This window comes from Shinella sp. BE166 (assembly GCF_051201095.1).
GTDB lineage: Bacteria > Pseudomonadota > Alphaproteobacteria > Rhizobiales > Rhizobiaceae > Shinella > Shinella lacus.
On record NZ_JBPEHL010000004.1, the window covers coordinates 51023 to 77918 of the forward strand.

At 64.8% G+C, this 26896-nt stretch carries 33 protein-coding genes; 11 read left to right on the forward strand and 22 right to left on the reverse strand.

Translation table 11 applies throughout. The annotated features are described in order from the left end of the window. Position 1 precedes the first annotated feature (1 nt). The 4 genes from J2Y63_RS10850 to J2Y63_RS10865 form a co-directional block, all read right to left on the reverse strand. Entirely contained in the window at positions 2–1216 is a 1215-nt protein-coding gene (locus J2Y63_RS10850) for a GAF domain-containing sensor histidine kinase (RefSeq protein ID WP_435266088.1), read from the reverse strand. An 82-nt stretch (positions 1217–1298) separates the two neighbouring features. Next, positions 1299–1862 carry a dual specificity protein phosphatase family protein gene (locus tag J2Y63_RS10855; RefSeq protein ID WP_435266089.1) on the reverse strand — a complete coding sequence of 188 codons (564 nt, stop codon included), beginning with the start codon at positions 1860–1862 and terminating at the stop codon, positions 1299–1301. Positions 1863–1937: 75 nt separating this feature from the next. Then, the gene (locus J2Y63_RS10860; protein WP_435266090.1) at positions 1938–2618 is read right to left on the reverse strand and encodes a GNAT family N-acetyltransferase; all 681 of its coding nucleotides are present in this window, start codon (positions 2616–2618) and stop codon (positions 1938–1940) included. After that, complete coding sequence (locus J2Y63_RS10865) at positions 2615–3106, reverse strand: MarR family winged helix-turn-helix transcriptional regulator (protein ID WP_435266091.1); 492 nt, start codon at positions 3104–3106, stop codon at positions 2615–2617. The genes J2Y63_RS10860 and J2Y63_RS10865 overlap by 4 nt, the downstream gene beginning before the upstream one ends. 136 nt (positions 3107–3242) lie before the next feature. On the opposite strand from J2Y63_RS10865, the gene arsC reads away from it, so the two are divergent. Beyond that, the gene (gene arsC / locus J2Y63_RS10870) at positions 3243–3665 is read left to right on the forward strand and encodes an arsenate reductase (glutaredoxin) (protein ID WP_435266092.1); all 423 of its coding nucleotides are present in this window, start codon (positions 3243–3245) and stop codon (positions 3663–3665) included. Here the strand turns inward: arsC and J2Y63_RS10875 are convergent, their stop codons facing one another. Next, positions 3666–4784 carry a hypothetical protein gene (locus tag J2Y63_RS10875; protein WP_435266093.1) on the reverse strand — a complete coding sequence of 373 codons (1119 nt, stop codon included), beginning with the start codon at positions 4782–4784 and terminating at the stop codon, positions 3666–3668. It lies immediately after the preceding gene. A 308-nt stretch (positions 4785–5092) separates the two neighbouring features. On the opposite strand from J2Y63_RS10875, the gene J2Y63_RS10880 reads away from it, so the two are divergent. Next, complete coding sequence (locus tag J2Y63_RS10880; RefSeq protein ID WP_435266094.1) at positions 5093–6109, forward strand: LacI family DNA-binding transcriptional regulator; 1017 nt, start codon at positions 5093–5095, stop codon at positions 6107–6109. Positions 6110–6112: 3 nt separating this feature from the next. Here the strand turns inward: J2Y63_RS10880 and J2Y63_RS10885 are convergent, their stop codons facing one another. The 4 genes from J2Y63_RS10885 to J2Y63_RS10900 form a co-directional block, all read right to left on the reverse strand. Beyond that, positions 6113–7156, reverse strand: a complete 1044-nt coding sequence (locus J2Y63_RS10885) for a Gfo/Idh/MocA family protein (protein ID WP_435266095.1) — start codon at positions 7154–7156, stop codon at positions 6113–6115. 8 nt (positions 7157–7164) lie between these two features. Further along, complete coding sequence (locus tag J2Y63_RS10890) at positions 7165–7950, reverse strand: ThuA domain-containing protein (RefSeq protein ID WP_435266096.1); 786 nt, start codon at positions 7948–7950, stop codon at positions 7165–7167. Positions 7951–8060: 110 nt separating this feature from the next. Beyond that, positions 8061–8402 carry a DMT family transporter gene (locus J2Y63_RS10895; protein WP_256121124.1) on the reverse strand — a complete coding sequence of 114 codons (342 nt, stop codon included), beginning with the start codon at positions 8400–8402 and terminating at the stop codon, positions 8061–8063. A gap of 56 nt (positions 8403–8458) precedes the next feature. After that, positions 8459–9019 (reverse strand): TetR/AcrR family transcriptional regulator, encoded by a 561-nt coding sequence (locus J2Y63_RS10900; RefSeq protein WP_435266097.1) that lies wholly within the window; start codon positions 9017–9019, stop codon positions 8459–8461. A 127-nt stretch (positions 9020–9146) separates the two neighbouring features. Here J2Y63_RS10900 and J2Y63_RS10905 point away from each other — a divergent pair, with 127 nt between their 5' ends. Together J2Y63_RS10905 and J2Y63_RS10910 are read left to right on the forward strand one after the other, a co-directional pair. Further along, positions 9147–9563 carry a group II truncated hemoglobin gene (locus J2Y63_RS10905; RefSeq protein ID WP_435266098.1) on the forward strand — a complete coding sequence of 139 codons (417 nt, stop codon included), beginning with the start codon at positions 9147–9149 and terminating at the stop codon, positions 9561–9563. Between the two features lie 8 nt (positions 9564–9571). Continuing rightward, positions 9572–9937 (forward strand): DUF423 domain-containing protein, encoded by a 366-nt coding sequence (locus J2Y63_RS10910; RefSeq protein WP_435266099.1) that lies wholly within the window; start codon positions 9572–9574, stop codon positions 9935–9937. Here J2Y63_RS10910 and J2Y63_RS10915 read toward each other — a convergent pair whose 3' ends face one another. From J2Y63_RS10915 to J2Y63_RS10940, 6 genes are all read right to left on the reverse strand, one after another. Next, on the reverse strand, positions 9938–10312 hold the full coding sequence (locus tag J2Y63_RS10915; RefSeq protein ID WP_435266100.1) for a bleomycin resistance protein: 375 nt from the start codon (positions 10310–10312) through the stop codon (positions 9938–9940). Further along, on the reverse strand, positions 10309–10623 hold the full coding sequence (locus tag J2Y63_RS10920) for an antibiotic biosynthesis monooxygenase family protein (RefSeq protein WP_435266101.1): 315 nt from the start codon (positions 10621–10623) through the stop codon (positions 10309–10311). The genes J2Y63_RS10915 and J2Y63_RS10920 overlap by 4 nt, the downstream gene beginning before the upstream one ends. Before the next feature lie 15 nt (positions 10624–10638). Beyond that, positions 10639–10908, reverse strand: coding sequence for a hypothetical protein (locus J2Y63_RS10925; protein WP_435266102.1), 270 nt, complete (start codon positions 10906–10908; stop codon positions 10639–10641). Beyond that, positions 10905–11303, reverse strand: a complete 399-nt coding sequence (locus J2Y63_RS10930) for a DUF2325 domain-containing protein (protein WP_256121128.1) — start codon at positions 11301–11303, stop codon at positions 10905–10907. The genes J2Y63_RS10925 and J2Y63_RS10930 overlap by 4 nt, the downstream gene beginning before the upstream one ends. 401 nt (positions 11304–11704) lie before the next feature. After that, positions 11705–12601 carry an energy transducer TonB family protein gene (locus tag J2Y63_RS10935; RefSeq protein ID WP_256121117.1) on the reverse strand — a complete coding sequence of 299 codons (897 nt, stop codon included), beginning with the start codon at positions 12599–12601 and terminating at the stop codon, positions 11705–11707. Between the two features lie 60 nt (positions 12602–12661). Next, positions 12662–13087 (reverse strand): hypothetical protein, encoded by a 426-nt coding sequence (locus J2Y63_RS10940; RefSeq protein ID WP_435266103.1) that lies wholly within the window; start codon positions 13085–13087, stop codon positions 12662–12664. Between the two features lie 236 nt (positions 13088–13323). Between J2Y63_RS10940 and J2Y63_RS10945 the strand changes: the two genes are divergently transcribed. The 6 genes from J2Y63_RS10945 (at position 13324) to J2Y63_RS10970 (ending at position 18342) form a co-directional block, all read left to right on the forward strand. After that, a complete protein-coding gene (locus tag J2Y63_RS10945) occupies positions 13324–14370 on the forward strand; it encodes a hemin-degrading factor (protein WP_435266104.1) in 1047 nt (348 codons plus the stop codon). Between the two features lie 123 nt (positions 14371–14493). Beyond that, on the forward strand, positions 14494–15435 hold the full coding sequence (locus J2Y63_RS10950) for a heme/hemin ABC transporter substrate-binding protein (protein WP_435266105.1): 942 nt from the start codon (positions 14494–14496) through the stop codon (positions 15433–15435). After that, positions 15422–16528: a FecCD family ABC transporter permease gene (locus tag J2Y63_RS10955; protein WP_435266106.1), complete on the forward strand. Its 1107-nt coding sequence runs from the start codon at positions 15422–15424 to the stop codon at positions 16526–16528. Before J2Y63_RS10950 ends, J2Y63_RS10955 begins: the two co-directional genes overlap by 14 nt. Before the next feature lie 4 nt (positions 16529–16532). Next, the gene (locus tag J2Y63_RS10960; RefSeq protein ID WP_435266107.1) at positions 16533–17321 is read left to right on the forward strand and encodes a heme ABC transporter ATP-binding protein; all 789 of its coding nucleotides are present in this window, start codon (positions 16533–16535) and stop codon (positions 17319–17321) included. A 128-nt stretch (positions 17322–17449) separates the two neighbouring features. Then, positions 17450–17848 (forward strand): glycine zipper domain-containing protein, encoded by a 399-nt coding sequence (locus J2Y63_RS10965; protein ID WP_435266108.1) that lies wholly within the window; start codon positions 17450–17452, stop codon positions 17846–17848. Between the two features lie 65 nt (positions 17849–17913). Then, positions 17914–18342: a hypothetical protein gene (locus J2Y63_RS10970; RefSeq protein ID WP_435266109.1), complete on the forward strand. Its 429-nt coding sequence runs from the start codon at positions 17914–17916 to the stop codon at positions 18340–18342. Positions 18343–18356: 14 nt separating this feature from the next. Here the strand turns inward: J2Y63_RS10970 and J2Y63_RS10975 are convergent, their stop codons facing one another. From J2Y63_RS10975 to J2Y63_RS10985, 3 genes are all read right to left on the reverse strand, one after another. Further along, positions 18357–19862, reverse strand: a complete 1506-nt coding sequence (locus J2Y63_RS10975) for a sensor histidine kinase (RefSeq protein WP_435266110.1) — start codon at positions 19860–19862, stop codon at positions 18357–18359. Positions 19863–19985: 123 nt separating this feature from the next. Beyond that, a complete protein-coding gene (locus tag J2Y63_RS10980; protein ID WP_256121108.1) occupies positions 19986–20540 on the reverse strand; it encodes an RNA polymerase sigma factor in 555 nt (184 codons plus the stop codon). Between the two features lie 7 nt (positions 20541–20547). Next, positions 20548–20727 carry a NepR family anti-sigma factor gene (locus J2Y63_RS10985; RefSeq protein ID WP_256121107.1) on the reverse strand — a complete coding sequence of 60 codons (180 nt, stop codon included), beginning with the start codon at positions 20725–20727 and terminating at the stop codon, positions 20548–20550. Positions 20728–20891: 164 nt separating this feature from the next. Here J2Y63_RS10985 and J2Y63_RS10990 point away from each other — a divergent pair, with 164 nt between their 5' ends. After that, positions 20892–21686 carry a response regulator gene (locus J2Y63_RS10990; RefSeq protein ID WP_435266111.1) on the forward strand — a complete coding sequence of 265 codons (795 nt, stop codon included), beginning with the start codon at positions 20892–20894 and terminating at the stop codon, positions 21684–21686. Between the two features lie 284 nt (positions 21687–21970). Here the strand turns inward: J2Y63_RS10990 and J2Y63_RS10995 are convergent, their stop codons facing one another. The 4 genes from J2Y63_RS10995 to J2Y63_RS11010 all read right to left on the reverse strand — a co-directional run bounded on the left by J2Y63_RS10995 (position 21971) and on the right by J2Y63_RS11010 (position 26888). Next, positions 21971–23548, reverse strand: a complete 1578-nt coding sequence (locus J2Y63_RS10995; RefSeq protein WP_256121105.1) for an FGGY-family carbohydrate kinase — start codon at positions 23546–23548, stop codon at positions 21971–21973. Beyond that, positions 23548–24240, reverse strand: coding sequence for an HAD family hydrolase (locus J2Y63_RS11000; protein WP_435266112.1), 693 nt, complete (start codon positions 24238–24240; stop codon positions 23548–23550). The genes J2Y63_RS10995 and J2Y63_RS11000 overlap by 1 nt, the downstream gene beginning before the upstream one ends. A 77-nt stretch (positions 24241–24317) precedes the next feature. Further along, positions 24318–25802, reverse strand: a complete 1485-nt coding sequence (locus tag J2Y63_RS11005; protein ID WP_435266113.1) for a mannitol dehydrogenase family protein — start codon at positions 25800–25802, stop codon at positions 24318–24320. 84 nt (positions 25803–25886) lie between these two features. After that, entirely contained in the window at positions 25887–26888 is a 1002-nt protein-coding gene (locus J2Y63_RS11010; protein ID WP_256121102.1) for an ABC transporter ATP-binding protein, read from the reverse strand. Positions 26889–26896 lie beyond the last annotated feature (8 nt).

The following is a 26896-nucleotide window of genomic DNA, read 5'->3' on the forward strand; positions in this document are numbered from 1 at the left end:
ATCAACGTCGCGCATTCATCAGCGTGAAGCGTGTGCGCTCATCGTCCGACACGACAGTCAATGTTCCCCCGTGCGCTTTGGCTATCTCGGAGGCGATGAACAGGCCGAGCCCTAAGCCCTGAAGACTATCGCGTACTTTGCCCCTTCGGAACGGCTGGAAAAGTTGCTCCAGGGTTTCGGGCGGGATTTTTGTGCCGCCGTTTTCGACTACCAGCGTGAAACCGGCCGGATTGGTCGTCACTTCAACGCGGACGGGGCTGTCTTCCGAGCCGTGCGCGATCGCGTTTCCGAGAAGGTTCGAGAAGAGCTGCCCGAGACGGGCGTGATCGCCATGAACGTCATGGGCGAGCGCAAGACTGATTTCGATCTGTCGATGCGGAAAAGCGGCTTTGATCTCGTCCATAACGGTAACGAGCATCGGCTCCAGCGATTTGGTCGTTTTGGTCAACGTCAAACCGCCACCGAGGCGGCCCCGTGCGAAATCCATGACATTGTCGATGAGCCCCGCCATTCGCTGAACGCTGGCGGCCATCTTCTGCAGGACCGATCTTGACTGATCATCGTCGATCCTGCGCAAGAGGAAGTTCGTCCCGCCGCTGATTGCGGCCAGTGGATTGCGAAGGTCGTGGCCAAGAACGGCGATGAACTGTTCGCGGAGTTCCGAGGCAGCTTGCGCATCCAGCAATTTGCCCTGAGACGCGGCAAGTCTCTCATTCTCAAGGACGAGACTTTCTCGCGAGGCAATGAGGGCAGACCGGGCATCGACATGCACGGCGATCAGTTCGGCGAACAGCTTGAACATGCCGATGGTTTCCGGCGTGTTCAAGCGCATGGGTCGCGGATCGATGGCGCATAGCGTACCGAAAAAACTTCCATCCGCTAGAATGATCGGCATCGATATATAGCTTTGGAAGCCATACAGCGCCGGCGTATGATGGCTGGAAAACGTTTTGTCTTCAGACACGTGGTCGATGATCACGGCCTGCCGGCTATCGCGGATTTCGTTGCATATCGTGGTTTCGATGTGCAGCTCGCCGCCGGATTTCAAGCCGAAGTCGATATTGTCCAGGACCTCGCAGGCGATCCATCGATCTTCGGTCACCCGTGCCACGGCCGCGAAGCCCATACCGGTGACCTTGCAAACCACATCCAGGATCGATGGCACCGCCGGAATTTGGCGAACCATCTCAACATCATTCTCGTAGTTCTGACCCATCAACCCAAACACTTAGCATGTTGTCGCTTGGAAGCACGTTATCAAATGTCGCTTTACCCCGCGAGGAACATCATGGGCCGATCTAGCTGGCCGAACCTGCCGCCCGCTCAAGATCCTCCCAGCTTTCATCCATCGCATAGGTCGGCGACAGGAAGGGGATGCCGATATGGCCGTAGCGGAGGGAAAGCTGGCGCTCGGCGGTTTCCTCGTCGATGTTTGCGATGCGGGCAAGGTAGATGACGGCGGCGAGGCCCGTGCGGTCGGCGCCGGAGCGGCAGTGGATCAGGATGGGGCGCGGGGCGTCGCGCAGGACCGTGAGGAGTTTTGCGGCGGTCGCGGGGTCGAGGCGGCGGTCGGCTTGCAGGGGGAAATCGATGAGGTTCAGGCCGAGGCTCGTGGCTGTAGCGGCCTCGTCCTTGTACCACCTGGCCGTCTCGTGGCGGCCGCGGAGGTTGATGATGGTGCGGATGTTGTAGCGGGCGGCGTAGGTCGTGATGTCGGCGCTGGTGGGCTGGTTCGAGCGGTAGACTTCGCCGGGGACGACCGTGGCGAAATTGCCGGTAAGCTGGATGACGGTGAGGTAGAGGCCGAGCGCGGCGGCTGCGGTGCCGAGAAAGAGGCCCGCCCTTTTCAAATGTCGGTTCATGAGGTCCTGTCCTGCCAATCGTGACGGCAGGATCAGGCAAGCGGCTGACAGGGCGCTGAACGTTACAAGGAAGGCTCAGACGGGTTTGCGCAGGGCGGCGACATGCATCGGGCTACGCAGGGTGAAGCCGATCGCCTCGTAGAGCGTGATGGCGGCAGCGTTGCTGGCATAGGCGTGCAGGTATGGCTGATCGCCGGCCTGCGTGATTTGGGCGGCGACGTGCAGGGATAACCGCCGGGCGTAACCTTTGCCGCGATGATCGGGGTGGGTGCAGACGCCGCTGAATTCGGTGAAGCCAGGCTGTTTCATGCGCTCGCCGGCCATGGCGACGAGGGTCTTGCCCTCCCGCACGCCCCAAAAACGGCCGAGCGCCTGCGACTTCAGCGAAAATGGGCCGGGCTTCGTCAGTGTCGCCAGCGCCAGCATCTCTTCGGCGTCGCTTTCGCCGAGCGGCACGATGGCCTCGTCCGGGGTGGCGGGCGGCACGTTCCGGGCGATCATCTGGACCGCGGGCGCGGCCGTCAGTACTTCGAAACCGACCGGCGGCACGATGGGGTCGGCCATCAGGAAAATGAGCGTCTCGCCCGGCTGCGTCAGCGCCGCCAGATCCGCCAGCGCCTGCGGGTCATCGGATTCAGTCGCGGCGAGCGGCAGGATGCCGGGCCGGTAGCGACGGGCGAGGCCGGCGCCCTCGCCGAGCTCTCTATGGCGGGTGGCGAGCGCGCTCCAGATCGGTCTGTCGAGCAGGGCTTTCATGATGGGCGTCCTTCGTTTTCAAGCGCGCGGCGATGGAGGGGTTTTTCCTGGAGCGCATCCTCCAGCCGGTCGAGCTGAGCGATGAAGCTGCCGTCGAGCCCGTCGCAGATGTCGCGCACCGCCGCCTCGATGGCCGGCCAGATGTCCTGTTTCGAACGGTCGATGAGCGCCTGGCCCTCCTCAGTCAGCGAGAGGCGCCGGATGCGCTGGTCGTCCTTCTCCTTGCGCGCGGTGAGGTATCCCGCTTCGGCCAACAGGCCCGCCGCCCGCGTCACGCCGGGTTGCGTGACGCCGAGCGCTTCGGCGAGTTCGCCGATCGAAAGAGGGCCGAGCCGGTCGATGGCGGCCAGGAGCGGGTACTGCCCTGCCTGCAAGGGCACGTCCAGCCGCTCCATGATGCGCTGCGTATCCGACTGCACCTGCTCGCCGATGCGCTTGAGCCGGCTGCCAAGGCAGAGGTAGCCGAGGGCGCGAACGATGTCTTCCATACCACATCCATTCCAAGTTATATAACGCGTTATATTTTTATCCGAAGAAGACGTCAAGGGCTCGGGCGGGCTTGACGATCGGCCGGCATCGCGTAAGCCATCGTCGTACAAACGCCGCTCTCGAAAGGCCGGAACCATGGACGCGATCATCTACCACAATGCGAAATGCGGCACCTCGCGCAACACGCTCGCCCTCATCCGCAATGCCGGCATCGAGCCGACGGTCATCGACTATCTCGCCACGCCACCCTCGAAAGACGATCTGAAGGCGATGATCGCGGCGGCGGGGCTCAGCGTGCGCGCAGCACTTCGCGAGAAGGACACGCCCTATGCGGCGCTCGGTCTCGACGACCCGTCGCTTTCCGACGACGCCCTGCTGGACCACATGCTGGCCGAGCCGATCCTGATCAACCGGCCCTTCGTGAGGACGCCGCTCGGCACGCGGCTCTGCCGTCCGTCCGAGCTCGTGCTCGACATCCTGCCGGACACGCACAAGGGCGCCTTCGCGAAGGAAGATGGGGAGAAGGTGATCGGCGAGGACGGCAAGCGCCTCGTGTGATTAGCCTTCCAGCGGCGCTCGCCTCGCCGTCAGGCCCAGGGCGGCACGCAGCGTCGCCTCGCTCTGCCGGGCGAAGCGGTTTGCGGCGAGACGCCCGCGGGCCTCGTCGCGCGGCGGCAGCGGCCCGGCGAGCCGTTCCGCAACACCATCCGCCGTTGCGGGCACATGGGTGAGGTTTTCGACGATACAGAGGCGATGCGCGAGCGACCCCTGCCGCACGACGACGGGTATGCCGAGCTGGGCTGCCCGCCCGAGCACGCCGGAAGCGTGGTCGCCGACCGGCGGATAGAGACACCAGACCGCATCGCTCGCCGCATAGGCGCCGAGCAGCTCGGCATCCGAGACCGCGCGGTCGACCGTAACCCCGCCCGCCTCGCAGAAAGCCGCGGCATAGTCGGCGACATCAGGCGCGAACTTTCCGCAGGCGATGAACTGGAAGCGCGTGCGCAGGCCGGCGATCCGCGCGTAGATATCGGCAAAGAGATCAAAACCCTTGTGCGGGCTCTGCGTGCCGATCGCCGTCAGCACCAGCCGGTCGCCCGGCCGTCGCTCGCTGCGCAGCAGTTCCACCGCCTCGCGCTCCGCATCCGTCAGGTCCCAGAGCTGGAAATCGTAAATCCAGCCCTTGGCGATGGCGGATGATGCGGGCAGCACGCTGAAGGGCAGGATGGTCAGCGTCTCGATGGCGTGAAAGCGTTTCAGCCAGCCGAGCACCCGCCGTTTCCAGCGGTAGCGCCGGCGCGGCGACACGGTGATGGGCATCGGCCGGAGCAGCAGGCCCGCAGTGCGCCGCCCGGTGAGCGCCCGCAGCAGGCCGACCGCCACATAAAGCAGGAAAGCCTCCTCCACCATCAGGAAGAGTACCGGCGCGCGGGAAAACAGGAGGTCGCGCAGACCCGCCCGTCGGGCGCCGAACAGACGTTCCAGATGACGCAAATAGGCGGGGCGGCGGCCACACTCCCGCCGCGAATAAAGCAGTGGCGCGTCGGGACAGATCGTCCCCTTTACCTTGCGTGTCCGCCACAGCCATCGGCCTGTCGATGTGCCACGATTGTCCGGCCGCAGGTCCGATCGCGCAGATGGACCCGTTGCAGCCGGCAGCTCCGAGCCCGCCTGCATGATATTCCCCCGAAAATGGTCGCCAAACGCCTTCCGGACCGTCCCTGCCGCGGAAGGAATGGGGCGGTGTACGAGGTTCGCCTCCTCGGCCCACCACCCATTAACGTCAATCTTTCGCGGATGTTTTGCACCCGCGAAATACAACCTTATCGCTAATATTTAGACTTTAACTTGCTATTATCAAAATTCAAGGCGGATTATACAACCTCCGCTAATTGTCCGGATGTGCCATTCCGGCCATCGCTTGCTGCCCCGCGCCCGGACGTTCATAAAGGCTGGAGCCTATCGAAAAGCCGCAGGGAGGCAGGATGAACCTCAAGGAATTTGCCGCCCGCATCGGCCTGTCCCCCACGACGGTAAGCCGGGCGATGAGCGGTTATCCGGAGGTGAAGCCGCAGACGCGGGCGCGCGTGCTGGAGGCGGCGGAACGGCTCGGATATCGCCCGAACATCAGCGCGCAACGGCTCGCCACCGGCCGGGCGGGCGCGATCGGCATCGTCTTCCAGGGCGGCGGGCGCTTCGGGCCACATTCCAGCGAATTCATGGGCGGGCTTTCCACCCGCCTGCAAGAGGATGGCATCGACATTCTCGTCTCGACCGTCGAGACGGAGGCGGACGAGGAAGCCGCGTATCGCCGGCTTGCCGCCAGCAAGCGGGTGGATGCGGTGATCCTGCACATGCCCGCCTGCACTGACGCCCGCATCGCCCTTCTTCAGGCACTGGACCTGCCCTTCATCGTGCATGGGCGAAGCGCGGCGCAAAAACCCTTCGCCTTTCTCGACATCGACAATTTCGGGGCGATCGAGACAGCGACGCAGCACCTTGCCGGGCTGGGCCACCGGCGCATCGCCCTCATCAACGGCGACACGGTGAGCACCTATGCGCGCGACCGCGACGACGGTTTTCATGCGGCACTCGCAGCGCACGGCATCCCCGTCGATCCGGCGCTGATCGGCCATGGCGAATTCACCGACGAGACCGGTTTTCGCCTCATGCAGTCTTTCCTGGCGCAGCGCCCTGCCCCGACCGCCGTCATAGCCGGGTCGATGATGTCGGCGCTTGGCGCAATGCGGGCGATCCGCATTGCGGGGTTGACCGTCGGGCAGGACGTCTCCCTCATCGCCCATGACGACGTCTTCCCCTATCTCAGCCCGGACAATCTCATGCCAGCCGTCACCACGACGCAATCACCGATCCGCGCGGCAGGCGCGCGGATCGGCGACATGGTCTTGCAGCTGCTGCAGGGCGAAGCGCTGGAGCGGTTGCAGGAGGTCTGGCCGGTCGATTTCCTCATTCGCGGATCGACAGGCCCTGCCCCGGGCTGAACCTCAGACCTTCCGCTCGCGGCGGTCCTTTTCGGTCTCGATGGCGAGGTCGAGGACCTTCTGGAGCTCGGCGGCGTGGCGGAAGCCGGGCTCGATCCTTTTGCCAGCGGTCACGGCGGCGGCGAAGCGCTGGTAGTTGGTCGGCACCGTGCCGGCATCGAGTTCCCGCCAGACCGCCTGTTCGACATCCTCGCCGAGGCAGCCGCGCAGGCGCGATCCCTCGGTGGAGTGGAGGACTTCCAGCGCACCCCTGTCGCCGTGCATGCGCAGGCGCAGCTCGTTCAGATGCCCGGTCGCCCAGCGACTGGAATGGATGACGCCGAGCGCGCCATTGGCGAAATCGACGGTCATGGTGAAACTGTCGTTGGCATCGAGGTCATATTCGCCAATGCGGTTTTCCGGCGCCTTGTTGAAGGCCTTCAGCCGCGCGAAGACATGCTCCACGTCGCTTGCCGCGCCATAGCTCGCAAAGTCGAGGATGTGGATGCCGACATCGCCGAGCACGCCGTTCGAGCCGTGCCGGGTGGACAGCCGCCAGAGCCACTGGCTTTCCGTCGCCCAGTTGCCCCAGGCCTTGGAGACGAGCCAGCTTTGCAGGTAAGACGCCTCGACATGGCGCACATGGCCAATCTCGCCGGCCAGCACCATCTCGCGCGCCTTCTGCAAGGGGGCCACGTTGCGATAGGTGAGGTTCACCATGGTGACGAGGCCGGAAGCGTCGGCTGCGCGCGCCATCTCGTCCGCCTTGGCATAGTTTTCCGCGAGCGGCTTTTCGCACATGACGTGTTTGCCCGCCGCCAGCAGCGCCAGCGTCGTCGGGTGGTGCGCACGGTCGGGCGTCACATTGGTGGCGGCGTCGAAGCCGTTCCAGGCGATCGCGTCCTCTAGCGAGGTAAACACGTTGGGAATGCCATGCGTGTCGGCGAAGGCTTTCGCGCGCAACGGGTCGACATCGACCGCGCCGACCAGTTCGACGCCCTCGATTGCGGAAAAATGCTGGGCATGGCTGTTCGCCATGCCGCCGGTTCCAAGGATGAGAAGACGCATAATGGGCCTCAGCGGTAACCGGCTTCGCCGGCTTCATGCAGCTTGGGGCCGCGCTCGACGATCGGCTCCAGCGCGTTTTCCACTGGCACGTTCGGCGCGTCGTGGATCGCCGCATAGGTGCCCTGCGGGTTGAAGGCCCATTTCACGCCGTTGCCGAGCACCTTCTGCACGGTGGCGTCGTGGTAGGTCGGATAGGTCTCGTGGCCGGGGCGGAAGTAGAAAATGTTGCCAGCGCCGCGGCGCCAGGTCATGCCGGAACGGAAAACCTCGCCGCCGGCAAACCAGGAGATGAACACCGTTTCCAGCGGCTCCGGTACGGAGAACTGCTCGCCGTACATTTCCTCGTTTTCCAGCACGAAGTTTTCGCCAAGGCCTTCGGCGATCGGGTGGCGCGGATTGATGACCCACAGGCGCTCGCGCTCGCCGGCTTCGCGCCATTTCAGCGCGCAGGGCGTGCCCATCAGGCGCTTGAAGATTTTCGAGAAATGGCCGGAATGCAGCACGAGCAGGCCCATGCCTTCCCAGACGCGCTTGGCAACACGCTCGACCACCGCGTCATCCACCGCACCGTGGTCCTTGTGGCCCCACCAGACGAGCACGTCGGTCTCTGCAAGCCGCGCCTCGCTCAGGCCGTGCTCCGGCTCCTGCAAGGTCGCCGTTGTGGCGCTAATCGCCGGATCGCTGTTGAGCGCGTCGGCGATCGTGTTGTGCATGCCGTTCGGATAGATCGAGCGCACGATCTCGTTCGTCTGCTCGTGGATGTTTTCACCCCATACGATGGTGCGTATAGCCATGTGCCATTCCTCTTAAAGCCGGAAATTGAAACCGCTTTCAATTTGCCGGAATCGATTAAGACCAGACCCGCTTCTTGGCAAGCGGGGGGCCTGTCGATTCCGGCCGCCTTTCAGTGGAATGTCGATTTGGAGAAAAGGTTCAGCACAAGCACGCCGGCAATGATGAGGCCGAGGCCGAAAAGTGCTGCCGGATCGAGCTTCTGGCCAAAGGCGAAATAGCCGACGGCCGAGATCAGCACGATGCCGAGGCCGCTCCAGATGGCATAGGCGATGCCCACCGGCACGTAGCGCAGGCTCCAGGACAGGAAGAAGAAGGCGATGGCATAGCAGACGACCATTGCGGCCGTCGGCACGACGCGGGTGAAATGCTGCGCGGCCTGCATGGCCGAAGTGCCAAGCACTTCGAAGATGATGGCGACGACGAGGGCGGCATAGACGAGGGGCAGGCTCATGACGTGTCTCCGGCGCGCATCGCGCCAATGGGCGCCTGCGGGCGCGAAGTGTTGGATCAGGAGCGCGAAAGCGCGAGCAGCCGGCCCAGCATGGCGGTGCGCGTTTCGGCGTCCAGTGTCGGCGCGCCGAGCAGGTCGGCGAGCCAGAGGCCGTCCACGGCATAGCGGACGAGCACGGCATCCGGCGAGGAATCCGTGCCGATGTTTTCCGCGAGATGCCGCTCGACCCATTGTCGCCAGCGTTCCCGCAGGTGCGGCTCGGAAATCAGCGCGATGGTCAGCACCTTCCATTGCTCGCTGTCGTCCATGCCCTCCGGCACGAAGAACACCGCGACATAGGCCCGGGTGAAGCGCCCTTTTGGCTCCGGGTCGGACTGCATCTTTTCCGCCAGCACCCGGTCGAGCTTTTCCGTCAGGTCGCTGAACAGGCCGTCGAGCAGCGACAGCTTGTTGGGGAAATGGTGCAGCAGGCCGCCCTTGCTGACGCCGGCCGCCTGCGAGACTGCATCGAGCGTCACGCTCCCCGGCCCCTTCTCCAGCGACAACCGCGCGGCGACCTCCAGCAATTGCTGGCGGACGGCTTCCGGATGTTTCTTGCGGTGATGTGCCTTGCTCATGCTTAAAACATACCGTCTGGACGGTTTCTTGTCAATCCGCCAAAACCGCGCGCTTCGTCGCAGGCAAAAGGCCGCCATTGCCTGCCGGATGGCCGGGCGCTAAGACCGGAGAAACGGGAAAGCGGCGATGGCGGACACGACCGGCAGCGAGGAACGGCAGGGCGAAATGATCACCCTCTACGAGGCGATCGGCGGCGATGCGGGCGTGCGGGCGCTGACGCACCGCTTCTACGAACTGATGGACACCCTGCCGGAAGCGGCGCGCTGTCGCGCGATCCATCCGCCGGATCTCTCCGGAAGCGAAGAGAAGTTTTACGAATACCTGACCGGCTGGCTCGGCGGACCGCCGCTCTATACGGACAAGCGCGGCCACCCCATGCTGCGCCGCCGGCATTTCGTGGCACAGATCGGGCCGGCGGAGCGCGACGAATGGCTGCTCTGCTTCGGGCGCGCGCTGGAGGAGACCGTGCCGAGCGAGGGCTTGCGCGCCATCATCCTTGAGCCGGTGACCCGCCTCGCCCACCACATGCAGAACCAGGAATAGGAACCCCGATGTCGTTTTCGCTTCGTTCGACGACACTGCTCGTCGCCGGCCTGATGGGTATCACGGGCGTCGTCACCGCGGCTGCCGCCTCGCACGGCAGCGACCCGCGCCTGATGGCCGGCGCCTCCGCCATGTGCCTCGCCCATGCCCCGGCACTGATCGCGCTTTATGCCGCGTGGCCGACCATGCGGATCGCCCCGCTTGCCGCCCTGCTGCTCGCTGTCGGCACGGCGCTCTTTGCCGGCGACCTCGTCTTCCGCCATACGGCAGGCCACGGGCTCTTCCCGATGTCGGCGCCGACCGGCGGCGTGGTCATGATGGCGGGCTGGCTGGCGGTGGCGCTCGGCGCGTTTCTGCCGCGCAAGGAAACCTGATCAGTTCTTCGGAATTCGGCCGAAGCGCAGCAGGTTGCCGTGCGGATCATGGATGTAGAACTCTTCCATGTTCCATGGCCGTACCGCCATCGGCGTCAGGCTGGGAACCCCGCGTGCAGTGAATTCGCGGTGCAGGTCTTCAATGCCGCCGCCGCGCAGATAGACGGTCGTGTTCTCGCAGAGCGATCGGTCATCAACGAGCGCGAAATGCAGTTCCATGCCGGCCACGCGGCGCACGATGAGATAGTTGTTCGCCTCGTAGACGACCTCTTCGAAGCCCAGTTGCTTCGTATAGAAGGCCTTCGTTTCCTGGATATCCAGCGACGGCAGGACGGGCAGGACCTCGACGCGGTCGGGATCGTCGAGCACGCTCATGCGCCTTCGACCACGCTGAAGCCCTCGAATTTCGGCGGGCCGAGATAGATGCCCTTGTCGGCCGCTGCATTCTTGTGCGCCTGCCGGAAATTTTCCGATTTCGTCCAGGCGATGAAATCGTCCTTGCTCGCCCAGATCGAATGGGAGGCGAAGAGGGTGAACCCCTCTTCCGCATTGGTATCGCCACGAAGCAGGTGGAAGGACTGGAAGCCGGGCGTGTCCGCCAGACTGGAATCCCGCCCCTTCCAGATATTTTCAAAGGCCTCTTCGTGGCCGATTGCGATCCGGAAGCGGTTCATGGCGAAGAACATGAGAACACCTTGATGTCAGAGCGAATCCCGCCGCACGCGACGCGGCACGGGGAAGGCTACGACATTGTCATTGCGTGCTTCAAGGGCGGATGTGCCCTCGAAGCTCGCCGTGCGCGACGGCGGGCGGGCGTTCTGGACCGGGAATTCCGTGACATTCTCGGTTTCGAGCACCTCCGCACGACGCGTCAGCAGGGCGTAAAGTTCCGGCACAAGGCCGTCGCCGTTCTGTGCGGCCAGCTTGTGCAGGCCGATCATCATGAAGGCTTCGGGTCTTTCGTCATTCACTGCGCAGTCTCTCCCTGGCTCATGCTCTGCAGGGCGCGCTCGAAGGAGGACTTGCTGCCGTTGCGCAGCGGCACGAAGGCCTTCTCCCACTTCTTGCAGCCCGTCTTCACGCGGATGCAGGCATCATGGCTGATACAGTCGATGGGGCAGAAGACGCAGTCGACCGAGGGCAGCACGTTGTCGATGCGCGACACCGCCTCGCGCAGGCCGCCATCGTGATGGATGAGGTTCGCGCCATAGGAACTGGCAATCTGGCGCAGATGCGCCACCTGGCAGTCACGACCGCCGACATAGAGGAAGCTGCGCCCTTCGAGCGTCGCCTTGCTGTCCGCCTTCTGGGCCGCATCGTCCTGGTGGCCGCGGGCCTGCTGTTGCTGCCTGTGCTTCTCGCGCATCGCCTTCCTCTCCGCTTCGCCGGTCCGGCGCTTGATCTTGGTGACTTCCACGCTGCGCGGCGCCTGGGGCACCCGCACTTCGACGCGCGGGGCAACGGCCGGCACATCTGCCACCTTGGTTTCTGGCGCGGCCGCGACCTGCTTCCTGAGTGTGGCGACCTGGCGTTCCAGGTCCGAGATGCGCCGGTCGCGCTCGGCGATCATCGATTTCAAGACCGCTTCCGCGCGGCCTGCAGTCACGTAATTCATGCAAGTTCCCCTTTGGCACTCCGCATCACGAAGCCTCAGTCAGGGGCAACCTACAAAACCTGAGTTTGAGAGTAAAGTATAAACATGACTACGAAAGTCATATTTTCGTGCAAAAAATTCCCGCAATGAACGCCATCGCGGGAATGCGCGTCTCAGTTGAAGACGATCGGCACGTTGAAGGCCCAGGACGAGCGCCCGGCAGCCTCCGGAATCTTGGCAAAGGGTGCGGCGCGCTGCACCGAATCGACCGCCGCCTTGTCGAGGGCCGCGCTGCCGGAACTGCGCGCGACGCGGATGCCGCTCGCCTGCCCGCTGGAACCGACCGTGAAGCTCACGACCACGCTGCCGCGATCGCCGCCGGAGACGCGGCGCTTGGCGCGGTTGATCTTGTTGCGCACCTTGCCCGGATAATTGCTGACGGCGGCATTGCCGGCCGCGGACGAATTGCCCTTCTTCTGGCCGCCGACCGCCGCGGTCTTCACATCCGCCGAGCCATCGACCTCGCCCTTGGTGGCGTTCTGCTTGGCCTTGCCCTTCTCGCCGGCCTTCTTGACCGGCTTCTGCTTCGGCTTCTTGCGCTCGACCTTCTTGACCGGTTCTTCCTTCTTCACTTCCGGAACAGGCTCGATCGCTTCTTCCGGCACGATTTCCGGCTTGATTTCCGGAACCGGGATGGCGGCGATCTCCACCTCTGCAGAGGGCACGAGCAGTTCCTCGACCGGCTCGGAAACGATCGGATCGGTGGGCTGCACCATCTCCGTCACTTCGGGCTCGATTTCGGTCGGCTGAATTTCCGCCACTTCCTGCGGCACCGGCTCGGTGATGTCGGGCTGGATCGTCTCGGGCGTGATCGTATCTTCGGGATTGCCGGATTCCACCGCCTCGAAGGCGCCGTTGCCGAGCATCGCCACTTCCGCGACGACGCCGCCGGCGATCAGCGCCTGCTCTTCTTCAGGCGCCGGCGCCATGGTGAGGATTGCGGCGGCCGTGGCGTGCGCCAGCAGGGAAAGGACGCCTCCGCCAACCCAGAGCCACTTGCTTCCAGACATGATATCACCCGTCATTCCGTTTCATGCACCGCAGCACCTCATGCGCCGCGAACGCTATACTCACCCTTCGAGACTGGCCGTCGCCTTGCTGCGCGTGACGATGCCGTCCATGCAGCGGCCCTTCTCCAGGCCCTCGCCTTCGCAGACCGGCGCATCGTTGATCAGCAGGTTCTTCACCGTCTCGCACTTGATGCCCGGCACGTCGAACTGGCGCACCTTGGATTTGCCCGCCGGCAGGTCGCGGAAATCCAGCAGCGCCAGGCGCTCGACCGTGCCCTTGTCGTTGAAGATGACGAATTCGAAGGAAACCTTCGAGACGTTCTGCGCAAAGCCGTTGGCCGCCACGAAGGTGAAGAGGCAGCCCTTCTGCGAGCTTGCGAGCGCATTGAGCTCGACGTCCAGCCCCTTGGGCGCATCCTGCGCTGCGGCATGCGTGATGGCGGCAGCAGAAAGCATCGCCGAAAGAAGAATGGTGCGTACGGTCATTGGCCCGCCTGTTTCATACCGGTTTTAAGGTCGGCCGAGAGCGCCGGCCGCGGTCTTTCCTGCCGGCTGCCTCACACAAGAATTAACATCCCATTGTGGCGCCGGTATTGCGTGCATAGATAAATATGAGTAATGAAGTCAAGATAGTAAACGCAAAATCCCCGTCAAACCCCTGTTCCGGCAACTGAATTTACCGTGAAGGGCCGGCGTGGCAGACATTCGATCAAGGCCGAGCAATGAGCAACACGACCCGACCGACCCCCGCCGAAATCCGCGCCTTCCGCGCCGAGAACCCCAAAATGCGCGAGCGCGACATCGCCGCCCAGCTCGGCATTTCGGAAGCCGCCCTCGTTGCGGCCGAAGTCGGCCTGACCGCGGTCCGCATCGACGGCGATGCCAACCGTTTCCTCGAGCGCTCGGAAGCGCTCGGCGAGGTCATGGCGCTGACGCGCAACGAGAGCGTGGTGCACGAGAAGATCGGCGTCTTCGAGAAGATCACCACCGGCAAACATGCCTCGATCGTGCTCGGCGAAAACATCGACCTGCGCATCTTCCCGGGCACCTGGGCGCATGGCTTCGCAGTCACCAAGACCGATGGCGACCAGGTGCGCCGCAGCCTTCAATTCTTCGACAAGGCCGGTGTGGCCGTGCACAAGGTGCACCTGCGCCCCGCCTCCAACCTCGAAGCCTATGACGCCATCGTCGCCGACTTCCGCCTGGAAGACCAGTCGCAGGATTTCGTCGAGGTGGTGTCCCAGAAGGTCGACGACACCGGCCCGGTCGATGTCGCAGCCCTGCGGGAAAGCTGGGCGGCGATGACCGATACCCACCAGTTCTTCGGCCTGCTGAAGAAGCTGAAGATCGGCCGCCAGGATGCCGTGCGCAGCGTCGGCGAGGATTTCGCCCACGAGGTGCGCGCCGATGCCGTCGGCGACCTGATGCGCGCTGCCGCCGAGCGGGATGCCGACATCATGTGCTTCGTCGGCAACAACGGCACGATCCAGATTCACACCGGCCCGGTGAAGAACATCCAGCCGATGGGGCCGTGGCTCAACGTCATGGACCCGACCTTCCACATGCACCTGCGCATGGACCACATCGCCGAGTGCTGGGTCGTGCGCAAGCCGACCGTCGACGGCCATGTCACCTCGCTGGAGGCCTATGACGCGAGCGGCGAAATGATCATCCAGTTCTTCGGCAAGCGCAAGGAAGGCATGGTGGAACGCGCCGACTGGCGCGAGATCCTCGACGGCCTGCCGCGCCCCGACAGCGTCGCCGCCTGAGGAACAAGCAATTCCAGCAAAAGTGTGAAGCGGTTTTGCTTGCCGAGAATTGCGTCAAGACAAAGAGACAGAGTGTTTTCGCGTTTCGTGAAAACACTCTTGCGACCCGTTAAGGAACCGACCATGAGCAAGAGCTTCGATTTCCGCCGCGCCCGCCCATGGGAAGTGGCTCTCACCGTGTTTGCCCTTTCCGCGCCCCTCCTGCTGCCGCTGGCGGGCGCCGGCTCGAACGGTTTCATCCGCAAGGCCGTCGCGCAGGAAATGCAGCAGGTCGACAGCTCGAAACTGGTGGCGATCGGCGGCGCGGTGACGGAAATCGTCTATGCGCTCGGCGAAGGCGGCCGCCTCGTCGCCCGCGATTCCACCAGCACCTTCCCGGAAGACGCGCTGAAGTTGCCGGATGTCGGCTACATGCGCCAGCTCTCGCCGGAAGGCGTCATCGCCGTCAACCCGACCGCCATCCTCGCCGTCGAAGGCAGCGGCCCGCCGGATGCGCTGGCCGTGCTGAAGAGCGCCGGCATTCCCTTCGAGACCGTGCCGGAAGGCTATGACCGTGCGGCGATCCTGAAGAAGATCGACGTCGTCGGCAAATTCCTAGGCGTCGCCGACAAGGCCAAGGAACTGGAAGCCACGGTCGCGGCCGATCTCGACGCCGCAATTGCCGACGCCGCCAAGCGGCCGGAAAACGAGCGCAAGCGCGTGCTCTTCATCCTCTCCTTCCAGAACGGCAAGGTCATGGCCGCGGGCGGCCACACGGCGGCCGACGGCATCATCGGGCTTGCCGGCGCGATCAACGCGACCGAAGGCGCCTTCGAGGGCTACAAGCCGCTCACCGACGAGGCGATCATCAAGGCCAAGCCCGATGTCGTCATGATCATGACGCGCCCCGGCGCCGGCAGCAGCGACGAGGAGATCCTCGCGCATCCGGCGATCTCGGTGACACCGGCCGCCGCCAACAAGGCCATCCTGCGCATGAACAGCCTGCACCTGCTCGGCTTCGGCCCGCGCACCGCCTCCGCCATCCGCGATCTCAACAAAGAGCTCTACGGCAATGTCTCTCAATGACGCGGCGCGCGGCTCCGTGCTGATGCGCCCCGTCCAGTCCCGGCACGCCGGCGACCGGACGGCCGTCGCGCGCCTGACGCTCGCGGCCCTCGTCCTCGTCTCGATTGTCGCGCTCGCCTTGTCGATCACGACCGGCGCCTCGGATGCCTCCGCGATCAACGTCATCGGCGCGCTGTTCAGCGGCGCGGAAGACACGGCGCTCAGCATGCGCGACCGCATCATCGTCTTCGATATCCGCATGCCCCGCGCGGTGCTCGGCTTCCTGATCGGCGCCGCGCTCGCCATGTCCGGCGCGGTCATGCAGGGCCTGTTCCGCAATCCGCTCGCCGATCCCGCCCTCGTCGGCATCTCGTCCGGCTCGGCGCTCGGCGCGGTGCTGATGATCGTGCTCGGCGCCAGCCTGCCGGCCGGGGTGATGATCGCGCTCGGCGCCTTCGCCCTGCCGCTCGCCGCCTTTGCCGGCGGGCTTCTTACGACGCTGCTGCTCTATCGCATCGCAACGCGCGGCGGCCAGACCTCCGTCGCCACCATGCTGCTGGCCGGCATCGCGATCTCCGCGCTTGCCGCCGCCATCACCGGCATCCTCATCTACATGGCCGATGACAAGCAGCTACGCGACATCACCTTCTGGAGCCTCGGCTCGCTCTCCGGGATGACCTGGGCAAAACTCTTTGCCGCAGGCCCCATCATGCTGGTGGCCCTGCTCGTCGTGCCGTTCCTGTCGCGCGGCCTCAACGCCATCACGCTCGGCGAGGCCGCCGCCTTCCACATGGGCGTGAAGGTGCAGCGGCTGAAATATATCGCGGTCGTCGCTGTTGCCGGCGCGGTCGGGGCCTCGGTCGCCGTCAGCGGCGGCATCGGCTTCGTCGGCATCGTCGTGCCGCATCTGCTGCGCATCGTCATCGGGCCGGATCACCGCTACCTGCTGCCGGCCTCCGCGCTGTTCGGCGGCGTGCTGATGCTTGGCGCCGACATGCTGGCCCGCACCATCGTCGCCCCCGCCGAATTGCCGATCGGCATCATCACGGCGCTGGCCGGCGCGCCCTTCTTCCTCTGGGTGCTGCTGCGCGACCGCACGCGCAACGGCTGGTAGGATAATGATCACCGCAAAGAACCTCACGGTCAGCCTGTCCGGCAAGACCATCGTGCATGGCGTGGCGCTGGAAGCCAGGGCCGGCCAGCTCACCGCCATCGTCGGCCCGAACGGCTCCGGCAAGACGACGACGATGAAGGCGCTCGCCGGCGAACTGCCGAGCAAGGGCGAGATCACCATCAACGGCCAGGCGCTGGGTGCGCTCGAACCCTGGCAGCTCGCGGTGAAGCGCGCCGTGCTGCCGCAGGCCGCCACGATTGCCTTTCCCTTCACGGTGCGCGAAATCGTCCGCCTCGGCCTCACCGTCGGCCCGAACCGCCACGCCGAGCGCATCGACGCCATCACGACGGAGGCGCTCGCCGCCGTCGATCTTTCCGGTTTCGCCGGCCGCTTCTACCAGGAGCTTTCGGGCGGCGAGCAGCAGCGCGTGCAGCTCGCCCGCGTGCTCTCGCAAATCTGGGAGCCGGTGCTCGACGGCGAACCCTGTTTCCTGATACTCGACGAGCCGGTCTCCGCACTCGACATCCGCCACCAGCTGACCATCATGCAGCTCGCGCGGCGCTATTGCGAGGGCGGCGGCGGGGTGATCGCCGTCATGCACGACCTCAACCTCACCGCCATGTTCGCGGACCACATAGTGATGATGCGCGCCGGCCGTATCGAACGCGCCGGCCGACCCGCCGACGTGATGACCGACGATGCGATGGAAGCCGTGTTCGGTTGCCGCATGCGCATCAACGGCGTGCCCGCCACGGGCGTGCCCTTTGTGCTGCCGCACACCGCTTCGGCCTGATTCTCCAGCGCCTTACGGAACTTTTTGCCCCGCCCCACGTTTTCTGCCCCGGAAAGACCGTTCCGCCAAGGGGGTGGAGCGCTGTTCGGCCCGCGCACCGCGCGGGCGACCGCAAAAGGAGAAACGGCATGGCCACCGGATTGTTTTCATCGCGCAGCAAAAGCCTGCGCAACGGCCTTCACGACGACGCCCAGGCCGTCGAGGAGCAGATCGCGGAACTGCGCGACGAGATCGCGTCTCTCGCCAAGCTGCTCGTCAGCGACGCCTCGGACGGCGCAAGCGGCATTCGCAAGAAGGCCCGCGCGGTCAAGGCGCAGGCGAGCGACGCCGCGCATGATCTGAAGGACCGCGCGCAGGGCGACATCCGCGACATGATCGCCGCCGGCGAGGACATTCTGGCCGAGTTCCAGACGCGCTACCAGGATTCCGGCCGCCGCGCGCGCAAGGCCGTAAAGGAGCATCCGCTCGCCACGCTCGGCGTCGCGGCTGCCGCGGGCTTCCTGCTCGCAGCACTGCTGCGCCGCTGATCCCATCCTCGCACGTTTCAGGGACGCCATCCGGCGTCCCTTCCTGATTTCCGGAGCGCCATAGCATGCTGTCACTGGGGGCCATTCTCATGCAGAACCTCGTTACCCGCGTCACGGACCGGGTGGGCGAGACGATGGACATTGCCAAGCGCAATGCGATCGCCGGCCTGATCATCGGCCTCCTGCTGATCACCGCCTATGTGCTCGGGGTCGTGGCGACCGCCGTGCTGCTGGCGCAGCACTACGGCACCGTGCCGGCCCTCTTCGGCCTCGCCGGCGGCTTCCTGCTGCTTGCGCTGATCGTGCTTGCGGTCGTCGCCATGCGCAACAAGCGCGAGCGTGAACTGCGCCGCATCCGCCGCGATCAATTGGCGGCACGCCGCGACCTGATGGCGGCCGCCGCCACCGTCGCCGTGCGCAAGCCCTTCGCAGCAACCGCCGTGGCCCTCGCACTGGGCTTCCTGCTCGCGCCCAAATCCCGCCGCGACGACTGATTTTCCTGATTTTTTTAGAGCGGCATGCGGATGACGGCCGTGACGCCCTTCGGCAGGTACTCGACATGCACGCTGCTGCCGAGGATCTTGTCGAGGCTGCGCTCGATCAGCACCGAGCCGAAGCCGCGGCGCCCTTCCGGCTTGACCGGCGGCCCGCCGACCTCATGCCAGGTCATGTTGAGCACGCGCTGGCCGTCCTCGTTCAGGACACGCGCGGTGATCACCACCTTGCCGCTGCGCAGCGACAGGCCGCCATATTTGCGGGCATTGGTGGCAAGCTCGTGCAGCACGAGACCGAGTCCGACGGCCTGGTCCGGTCCGAGCTCCACTTCGTCCTTATGGATCTCGACCTGGCCTTCATAGTCCATCGCATAGGGCATGATCTGCTTCTGCAGCAGCATCTTCAGATGGATGACGCCCCATTCGTGGTCGCTGAGCAGGCCATGCGCCTCGGAGAGCGATTGCAGCCGTCCGGCGAAGGCATCCATGAACTCGACCGGGTCGCTCGTCTGCCGCAACGTCTGGCGCGCCAGCGATTGCAGCATGGCGAGCGTGTTCTTGACGCGGTGGTTGAGTTCGCGCAGCAGGAGACGCGTGCGCTCGGAGGCGAGCTGCCCGTCTGTCACGTCGACATTGATGCCGAGGAACACCGTCGGCTTGCCGTCCGCATCCCATTCATGCACGCGGCCGCGTCCGAGCAGCCAGCGCCCGGATTTCGCGGCCCGGAACAGGCCGTCATACTCCTTGCCGGAGGCGAGCGCATCGCGCAGGCGGCCGATGGTGACCTTGCGGTCCGCCGGGTGCACCGCGGTGAAGAATTTGCGCGCGCTCATCGGTCGTGCCGGCTTGACGCCGAGCATGCGGTAGAAGGTCTCGTTGCCGGAGACGATGCCCGTCGAGATATCCCACAGCCAGCTTGCGACATTGGCCGCATCGAGCGCCAGCGCATGGCGCTTTTCGTCGCGCGAGAGAACTTCGGCCGCCAGCGCACGCCGCCGCGCCTCCTCCTTCAGCCCGAGCAGCGAGGTGGCAAGCGACGCCAGTTGCTTCAGGCGTGGAAGGAGATCGGGGGGGACGCGCGGATGTGGCTTCACGTCGAAGACACAGACCGTGCCGATCGGCTGCCCGCTGACGACGATCGGCACGCCGGCATAAAAACGCAGGTGCGGCTCGCCGGTAACGCTCGGCAGGCCGGCAAACCGCGGGTCCTTGGTTGCATCGGCGACGACCAGCGGTTCGTCGACATTTTCGGTGATCAATCGCACACAGAAGGAATCCGCCGAGGGTGCGCGGATCTCCCGCGTGCCCTCGCGCGCCAGGAACCACTGGTCCGTGCGGCCGAGAATGGTGACTAGAGCGATCGGCGCGGAGAAAATCCCCGCGGCAAGTCCGGCAATGTCGTCGAAATCGGGATCGGGGCCGAGAAAGACCGGCATCACAGCCTCAAGCGCCGCCAAACGGTCTGGCGCGCCCAGAACCGCTTCAAAATCGGACGGTAGTGGCTGAACGTTATCCTTCATACACTTTCGGTAAGCGATTCCACGTCCCATTTCACCAGCCAGTCATGCCGGCAGACGCAGATTCGTCCCAATCCCCTCAATCTTTCCGCCGCCCGTCATCATGACAGGCGGCGTTTGGTAGAATTACGATGCGAAGGCGCGCGACGTGATCGGTGCCGAAATGGCATCCGGCCCGTAATCGCCCTCGCCGCTGACCTGCAAAAGCTCCTGCAAGCGCTGGCGGGCGCGGTTCACGCGGCTCTTGATGGTGCCGAGCGCGCAGCCGCAGATTTCAGCCGCTTCCTCATAGGAGAAGCCGGAAGCGCCGACGAGGATGATCGCCTCGCGCTGCTCGTCCGGCAGCTTTTCGAGCGCCTTCTTGAAATCCTGCATGTCGAGCGAACCGTATTGCGAGGGATGCTGCGCGAGGTTCTCGGTGAAGATGCCGTCGCTGTCCTGCACCTCGCGGCCGCGCTTGCGCAGCTTGCTGTAGAGTTCGTTGCGCAGGATCGTGAAGAGCCAGGCCTTCATGTTCGTGCCCATCTCGAACTGTTCCTGCTTGGCCCAGGCCTTCATGATCGTGTCCTGGACGAGGTCGTCCGCCTGGTCATGGCGGCCGATCAGCGAAATGGCGAAGGCGCGCAGGCTGGGAAGAACTGCGAGGAGTTCACGCTTGAAAGTCGTCTGTCGCTGTTCCATCTCGTCCTCACTCGGCCCGTTGAACGCTGTTTTCGACAGCATCCAGCTTTTCGAGAAGATCCAAGAACCGTTGGGGAAGCGTCTCGTCCTGTACCGAATGGTAGAATGCACGAAGTTTCGTCGCGATCTGTGCATTGGGATCATCCGGCCTCTTTCGAGGCTTGGCGGCATTCGTTTTATGTTCCACGCTATTCACTCTTGGCCACTTTCATTGTTCATCGCGCCCTAGTGACGAATTCGGCTTGGAAATGCCCCGCAGCAAAAAAGGTTCCGTGCTTTGGAACTTAAATTTGGTTCCCGCGTTCAAACCGTCAACTGCAATTGCAGCAATTTAAGAACAGGGGACCAATCATGCCGATTTCCGACCGCATCGGACCGCACCTGCCGGCGCTGCGCCGTTACGCACGCGCCCTCACGGGCACCCAATCCTCCGGCGACGCCTATGTGGCCGCCACGCTCGAAACGATCCTCATCGATCCTTCCGTGATGCCGGAGGGCGAGGACGACAAGGCGAAGCTCTTCGGGCTCCTGAGCCGCATCATTTCCTCCCTCCCCGTTTCGATGAGCCGCCGCGCCGGCGCCATCGCGCCCGGCCGGGAAGCCCCCTTTGACCTCTCCGGCGTTCCGCCGCTCGGCCGCCAGGCGCTGCTGCTCGCAACCGTCGAAGGTTTCTCGGTGGAACGGACCGCGGAAATCCTCGAAGCGGAAACCATCGCCATCCGCGCCCTGCTAGACGCCGCCTTCGCGGAAATCGCCGCCCAGGCACAGACCGGCATCATGATCATCGAGGACGAGCCGCTGATCGCGCTCGACCTTGCCCACATGGTCAACGGCATGGGCCACCGCGTGACCGGCATCGCCCGCACGCAGGCCGAGGCCGAAACGCTGTGGAGCGACAGCCGCCCCGGCCTGGTCCTCGCCGACGTACGGTTGGCCGATGGCAGCTCCGGCATCGACGCGGTCAACACCATCCTGTCGCGCACCGACATCCCGGTCATCTTCATCACCGCCTATCCCGAACGGCTCCTGACCGGCGAGCGGCCGGAACCGGCCTTCCTCGTCTCGAAACCGTTCAATCCGGAGCAGGTGAAGGTCCTGATCAACCAGGCCCTTCTCTTTACCCCGCAAGCGCGCGCCGCGGCTTGATCTAGCTCCCGGATGGCCGCAGCGGCGGCGCGGCCGGCGGCGGTGGGAGGCACGCCCACCGCCGCCTTCGCTTTTTTAGATGTTTGTTACCCGCACAAAAGAAAACAGCCAGCGCCTGGGAGGCACTGGCTGCTTGAGTATCCACGGACCGGAGGGGGACACGGTATCGTGGTCGATCACCAGTCGAGGGCCTCGCATTTGGGGGATATGCGCAGACCGGTGACGACACAAAAACACGCGACAACGAATTTGGTTCCGCCCGGTTGCAAATTTTTTTGATCTTTTTATTCGATCGTTTCTAGCTCTGCCCGGTGCCTGTAAAGCGCGAGGAAACGGCGGTAATCCCGGTCGTAGCGACCCTTCACATCCGCCCTATATTCGCTGCCGCCCGGATACATGCCCGCCCCCGCCGCCGGAAGATCGGCATAAAGCCCGCCCGCCACCGCCGCGACCATCGCCGTTCCAAGCAGCACGGCATCATTGGTATCCGCCACGACGACGCGGCAGCCGGTGACGTCGCGGTAAAGCTCCATCAGCAGGGGATTGCGCACATGGCCGCCGGTGACATGCAGCGTATCGAGCACGTAGCCGCAGTCGCCGAGCTTGTCGAGAATGTGCCGGATGCCGAGCGCGATGGCGACTGAGGTGCGCCAGTAGAGCCGGCAGAGCCCGTCGAAGGAGGCGTCGAGCGCCAGCCCGCTGATAACGCCCAGCGCATGCGGATCGGCGAGCGGCGAGCGGTTGCCGTGAAAATCCGGCAGCACATGCAGCCGGTCGGCGAAGGCCTCGCCCTCCTCCTGCTGCATCTCGCGGATGCGGGCGACAATGCGTGCATGGTTTGCCGCCGAAGGCTCGCCGCCGGCGCTGTGCAGGCGCACGATATGATCGAGCAGCGCGCCCGTCGCCGATTGCCCGCCCTCGACCAGCCACCAGCCCGGCAGCACCGCCTCGTAATACGGCCCCCACATGCCGAAGCCGAATTTCTTCTCGCGCGAGAAGGCGACGATGCAGCTCGACGTGCCGCCGATCAGCGCGAGCTGGCGCTCCAGCTTCTCCGGCTGGCCGGCGAAGGGGCCGAGCACGCCGAACGTGCCGGCATAGGCGTCGATCAGGCCGGTCGCGACCACGCAATCCGTATCAAGGCCGAGGTCGCGTGCCGCCTCTGCCGTCAGCCGCCCGATCGCCTCGCCCACCGCCAGCGTCTCTTCGGGCAGCGAGCCGCGCTCGCGCAGGTCCTCAAGCCCGATCGCCTGGAGAAAACTTTCGCTCCACGGCTTTTCCTCATGGGCGAGATAGTTCCATTTACCCGTCATCGTGCAGCGCGACCGCGCATTCGAGCCGGTCGCCCGCCAGGTGATGAAATCGGCAAGGTCGAAGAAGAAGCCGGTTTTCGCCCATTGCTCCGGCCGGTGGCGCTTCAGCCACATCAGCTTCGGCATCTCCATTTCCGGCGACATGACGCTGCCGGAATGGGCGAGCACCGGATGTTTGGTCGCGGTGCAGATGTCGGCTTCCTTCAGCGCGCGATGGTCGAGCCAGACGATGGTGTCCCAGCGCGCCTCCTCGCCACCAGAAACGGCAAGCGGCTGGCCCTGCCTGTCGCGCACCACCAGCGAGCAGGTCGCGTCGATGCCGAGCGCTGCGATGCGCGCCGCCGCGACGCCCGCAACCGCAAGTGCTGCCTTCAGTGAAATGCAGACGGCCTGCCAGATGTTTTCCGAATCGTGCTCAGCGTGGTCGGGGCTGGGCCGGCGCATGGCGATCGGGTGTTCGGACCGCCCCAGGAGCGTGCCGCTTCGGTCGAACACGCCGGCGCGGGCACTGCCGGTGCCGATGTCCACCGCAACGATCAAATCGCGCATCAATGCTCTTTCCCGTCGGCCTCTTCCTTGCGGACAAACTGTAACAATTCCCGCATGTCGTCAAACAGGGCGTCGGGGTTCAGGCTGAGGAGCGTGTCGCGATGGCGCGGCGTGCGCGCATGCGAGCCTCCGGTGAAGGCGACGACGCGCATGCCGGCGGATTTCGCCGCCGAAATGCCGGCCGGGCTGTCTTCCACCACGACGCAGTGGCCGGGCGCGACACCCATCGCGGCGCTGGCATGAAGGAAAAGGTCGGGCGCCGGCTTGCCGCGCGCCACCATGCTGGCGCTGAAAATGTTCGGCTCGAAACGGTCGATCAGGCCGGTGACGGTAAGCGACAGGCGGATGCGTTCCGGCTGGCTCGACGAGGCGACGCAATGGGCGATGCCGAGCCCGTCCACCGTCTCGGCAATGCCCTCGATCGGCTGGAGCTCGGCGCGAAACCGCTCGTAGAGCACCTTGCGCATGGCCTCGAGAAAGGCCGCGTCGATCGCCAGCCCATACTCGTCATGCAGGATTTCCGACATGCTCTTGAGGCTACGGCCGAGGAAGCGGTCGTGCGCCTCCTCCTCGCTCATCGCGACGCCGGCAGCCGCCAATGCCTCGACCAGCACCGTAAGCGATATCGGCTCGCTGTCGACGAGCACGCCGTCGCAATCGAAGATGACCAGTTCTGTCTTGGTGGCGGCCATGGTTTTCGTTCCGTTTCTGGCCCCCGTGGTAACGTCTGCCCCCGCCGATGGAAAGCCCCGTCTTTTGTGGGGTTTTCTCAGTTCGAGAGCGAACTTCCGAGATAGCGCTTCAAGGTTTCGCGCGTGCCGTCCCGCTGGAGGGATGTGAGGGCATTGGCAAAGCGCTGCTGGAACAGGTCCGACTGCGCGACGGCGCCGAAAATATCGTCAAGTGCGAGGAAGGCCTGGGGGTTGTCCTTCGCAGCACTTGCGGCAGCCTGGATGCGGTCGGCATTGGGGTCGTTGAGGGGGATCGGCTTGCCGCTGTCCGTCGTGCCGGCGAGATAATGGCACCAGAGCGCGGAGACCAACGCGAGGCCGGTGACGTCCTCGCCGCGGGCTAGGCGGTCGGCGGTGGACGGCAGGATGAATTTCGGCTGGCGGTTGGAGCCGTCCTGGGCAAGGCGCGGGATCGTGTCGGCGATCTTCGGGTTCGAGAAGCGGCGTTCGATCAGCGCGAAATAGTCGTTGAGGTCAGTGTCGGGCACCGGCGGGATGACGGGGATGATTTCCTCGCGTTCCAGCTTGGAGAGGAAAGCGCGGATATCCGCATCCTCCATCGCCTCGTGAACGAAGTGGATGTCGAGCAGCGCTGCGGGATAGGCAATCGCCGCATGGCCACCGTTGAGGATGCGGATCTTCATGTGCTCGTAGGGCGCAACGTCGGGCACGAACTGCACGCCGACCTTCTCCAGCTCCGGGCGGCCTTCCGGGAAGTTGTCCTCCAGCACCCATTGCTTGAACTCTTCGCAGAACACCGGCCATTGGTCGTCGATTTCGTAGTCGTCGGCGACAATGGAGATTTCGCGTGCACCCGTCGCCGGCGTGATGCGGTCGACCATGCCGTTCGGGAAGGCGACATTGCCGTCGATCCAGTCGGCGAGATCAGGGTCGGAAAGGCGCGCAAGGCCGGAGACGGCGGCATGCGTCACCTCGCCATTGCCGGGAATGTTGTCGCAGGACATCACGGTATAGGGGGGAATGTCCTTGTCGCGGCGGGCCTTGAGGCCGGCGAGGATGAGGCCGAAGACGGTCTTCGGATCGGCCGGATTGGCGGCATCGGCGGCGATGGCCGGATGGCTCGGGTCGAAATGGCCAGAGGCCGGATTGATGAAATAGCCGCCCTCGGTGATGGTCAGCGACACGATGCGGATCGCGGGATCGGTGAGTTGGGCAATGGTCGCCGCCGCATTGCCGGGGGCGAGATAGCCGGTCATCGCGCCGGTGACGCGGGCGCCGGAGCGGTTGTTGTCCTGCTCAACGACGGTGGTCAGAAAATCCTGGCCTTCGAGCTTTGCCCGCATGGCCGCGTCGGACGGCAGAACGCCGGCGCCGATGATCGCCCAGTCATGGTCGAGGCCGAGGTTGAACAGGTCGTCGAGATAGACCGCCTGGTGCGCCCGGTGGAAGTTGCCGACGCCGAAGTGCACGATGCCCGCCTTGAGGTCTTCGCGCCCGTAGGCCGGCACGCCCGCGGTCTTTGCGACATCCGTCAGGGTGGCGAGCGACAGTTTCGTGGTCATGGTCCATTCCTTCCGGTTGTCCGGTCTCTGCTTCGTGCCGGGGCCTCGCGATGCGCGTGCGGCCCCGGCTCGTTCTGGTGTGCCTCAGCGGATGGCCAGGCCCTTGTCGTCGAAACGATGGATGCGGCCCTCTTCCGGCGTCAGGTAGACGGTGTCGCCATGGGTGACGGGGAAGTCGCCGCCGGCGCGCACCGTCATCATGCCGATGCCCTCGGCATTGACGTGCAGGAAGGTGTCGGAGCCGAGATGTTCGGCGACGCCGACGAGGCCCTTCCAGGTGCCGCTCTCCTTGGAGAGCTTCAGGTGTTCCGGGCGGATGCCGACGGTCGGCGCGTTCCACGGCTTGGCCGCCTCGCCCTTGACGAAGTTCATGCGCGGCGAGCCGATGAAGCCGGCGACGAAGAGGTTGTCCGGCTTGTTATAGAGATCGAGCGGCGAGCCGACCTGCTCGATATTGCCGGCGTTGAGAACCACGATCTTGTCGGCCATGGTCATGGCTTCCACCTGGTCGTGGGTGACATAGATCATCGTGGTCTTCAGCTGGTGGTGCAGCTCGCTGATCTCGAGCCGCATCGTGCCGCGCAGCGCCGCGTCGAGGTTCGACAGCGGCTCGTCGAAAAGAAAAGCCGACGGTTCGCGCACGATCGCCCGGCCGATGGCCACGCGCTGGCGCTGACCGCCGGAAAGTTGACCCGGACGACGGTCGAGGTAGTTGGTGAGGTTCAGGACGCGCGCGGCATCCGTCACCTTCTTGTCGATCGCGGCCTGGTCCATCTTCGCCATCTTCAGCGGGAAGGCGATGTTGTTGCGCACGCTCATATGCGGATAGAGCGCGTAGGACTGGAACACCATGGCAAGCCCGCGCCGTGCGGGTGCCTCGCCGGTGACGTCGCGTCCGTCGATCTCGATCGAGCCGCTGGTGGTGTCTTCGAGGCCGGCGATAAGGCGCAGCAGCGTGGACTTGCCGCAGCCCGACGGGCCGACGAAGACCACGAACTCGCCATCCTCGATGGTGAGGTCGATGCCCGGAATGACCTGCGTCGCGCCGAAGCTCTTGTTGACTTTCTTCAGAATGATTTTGCCCATGATGGCTC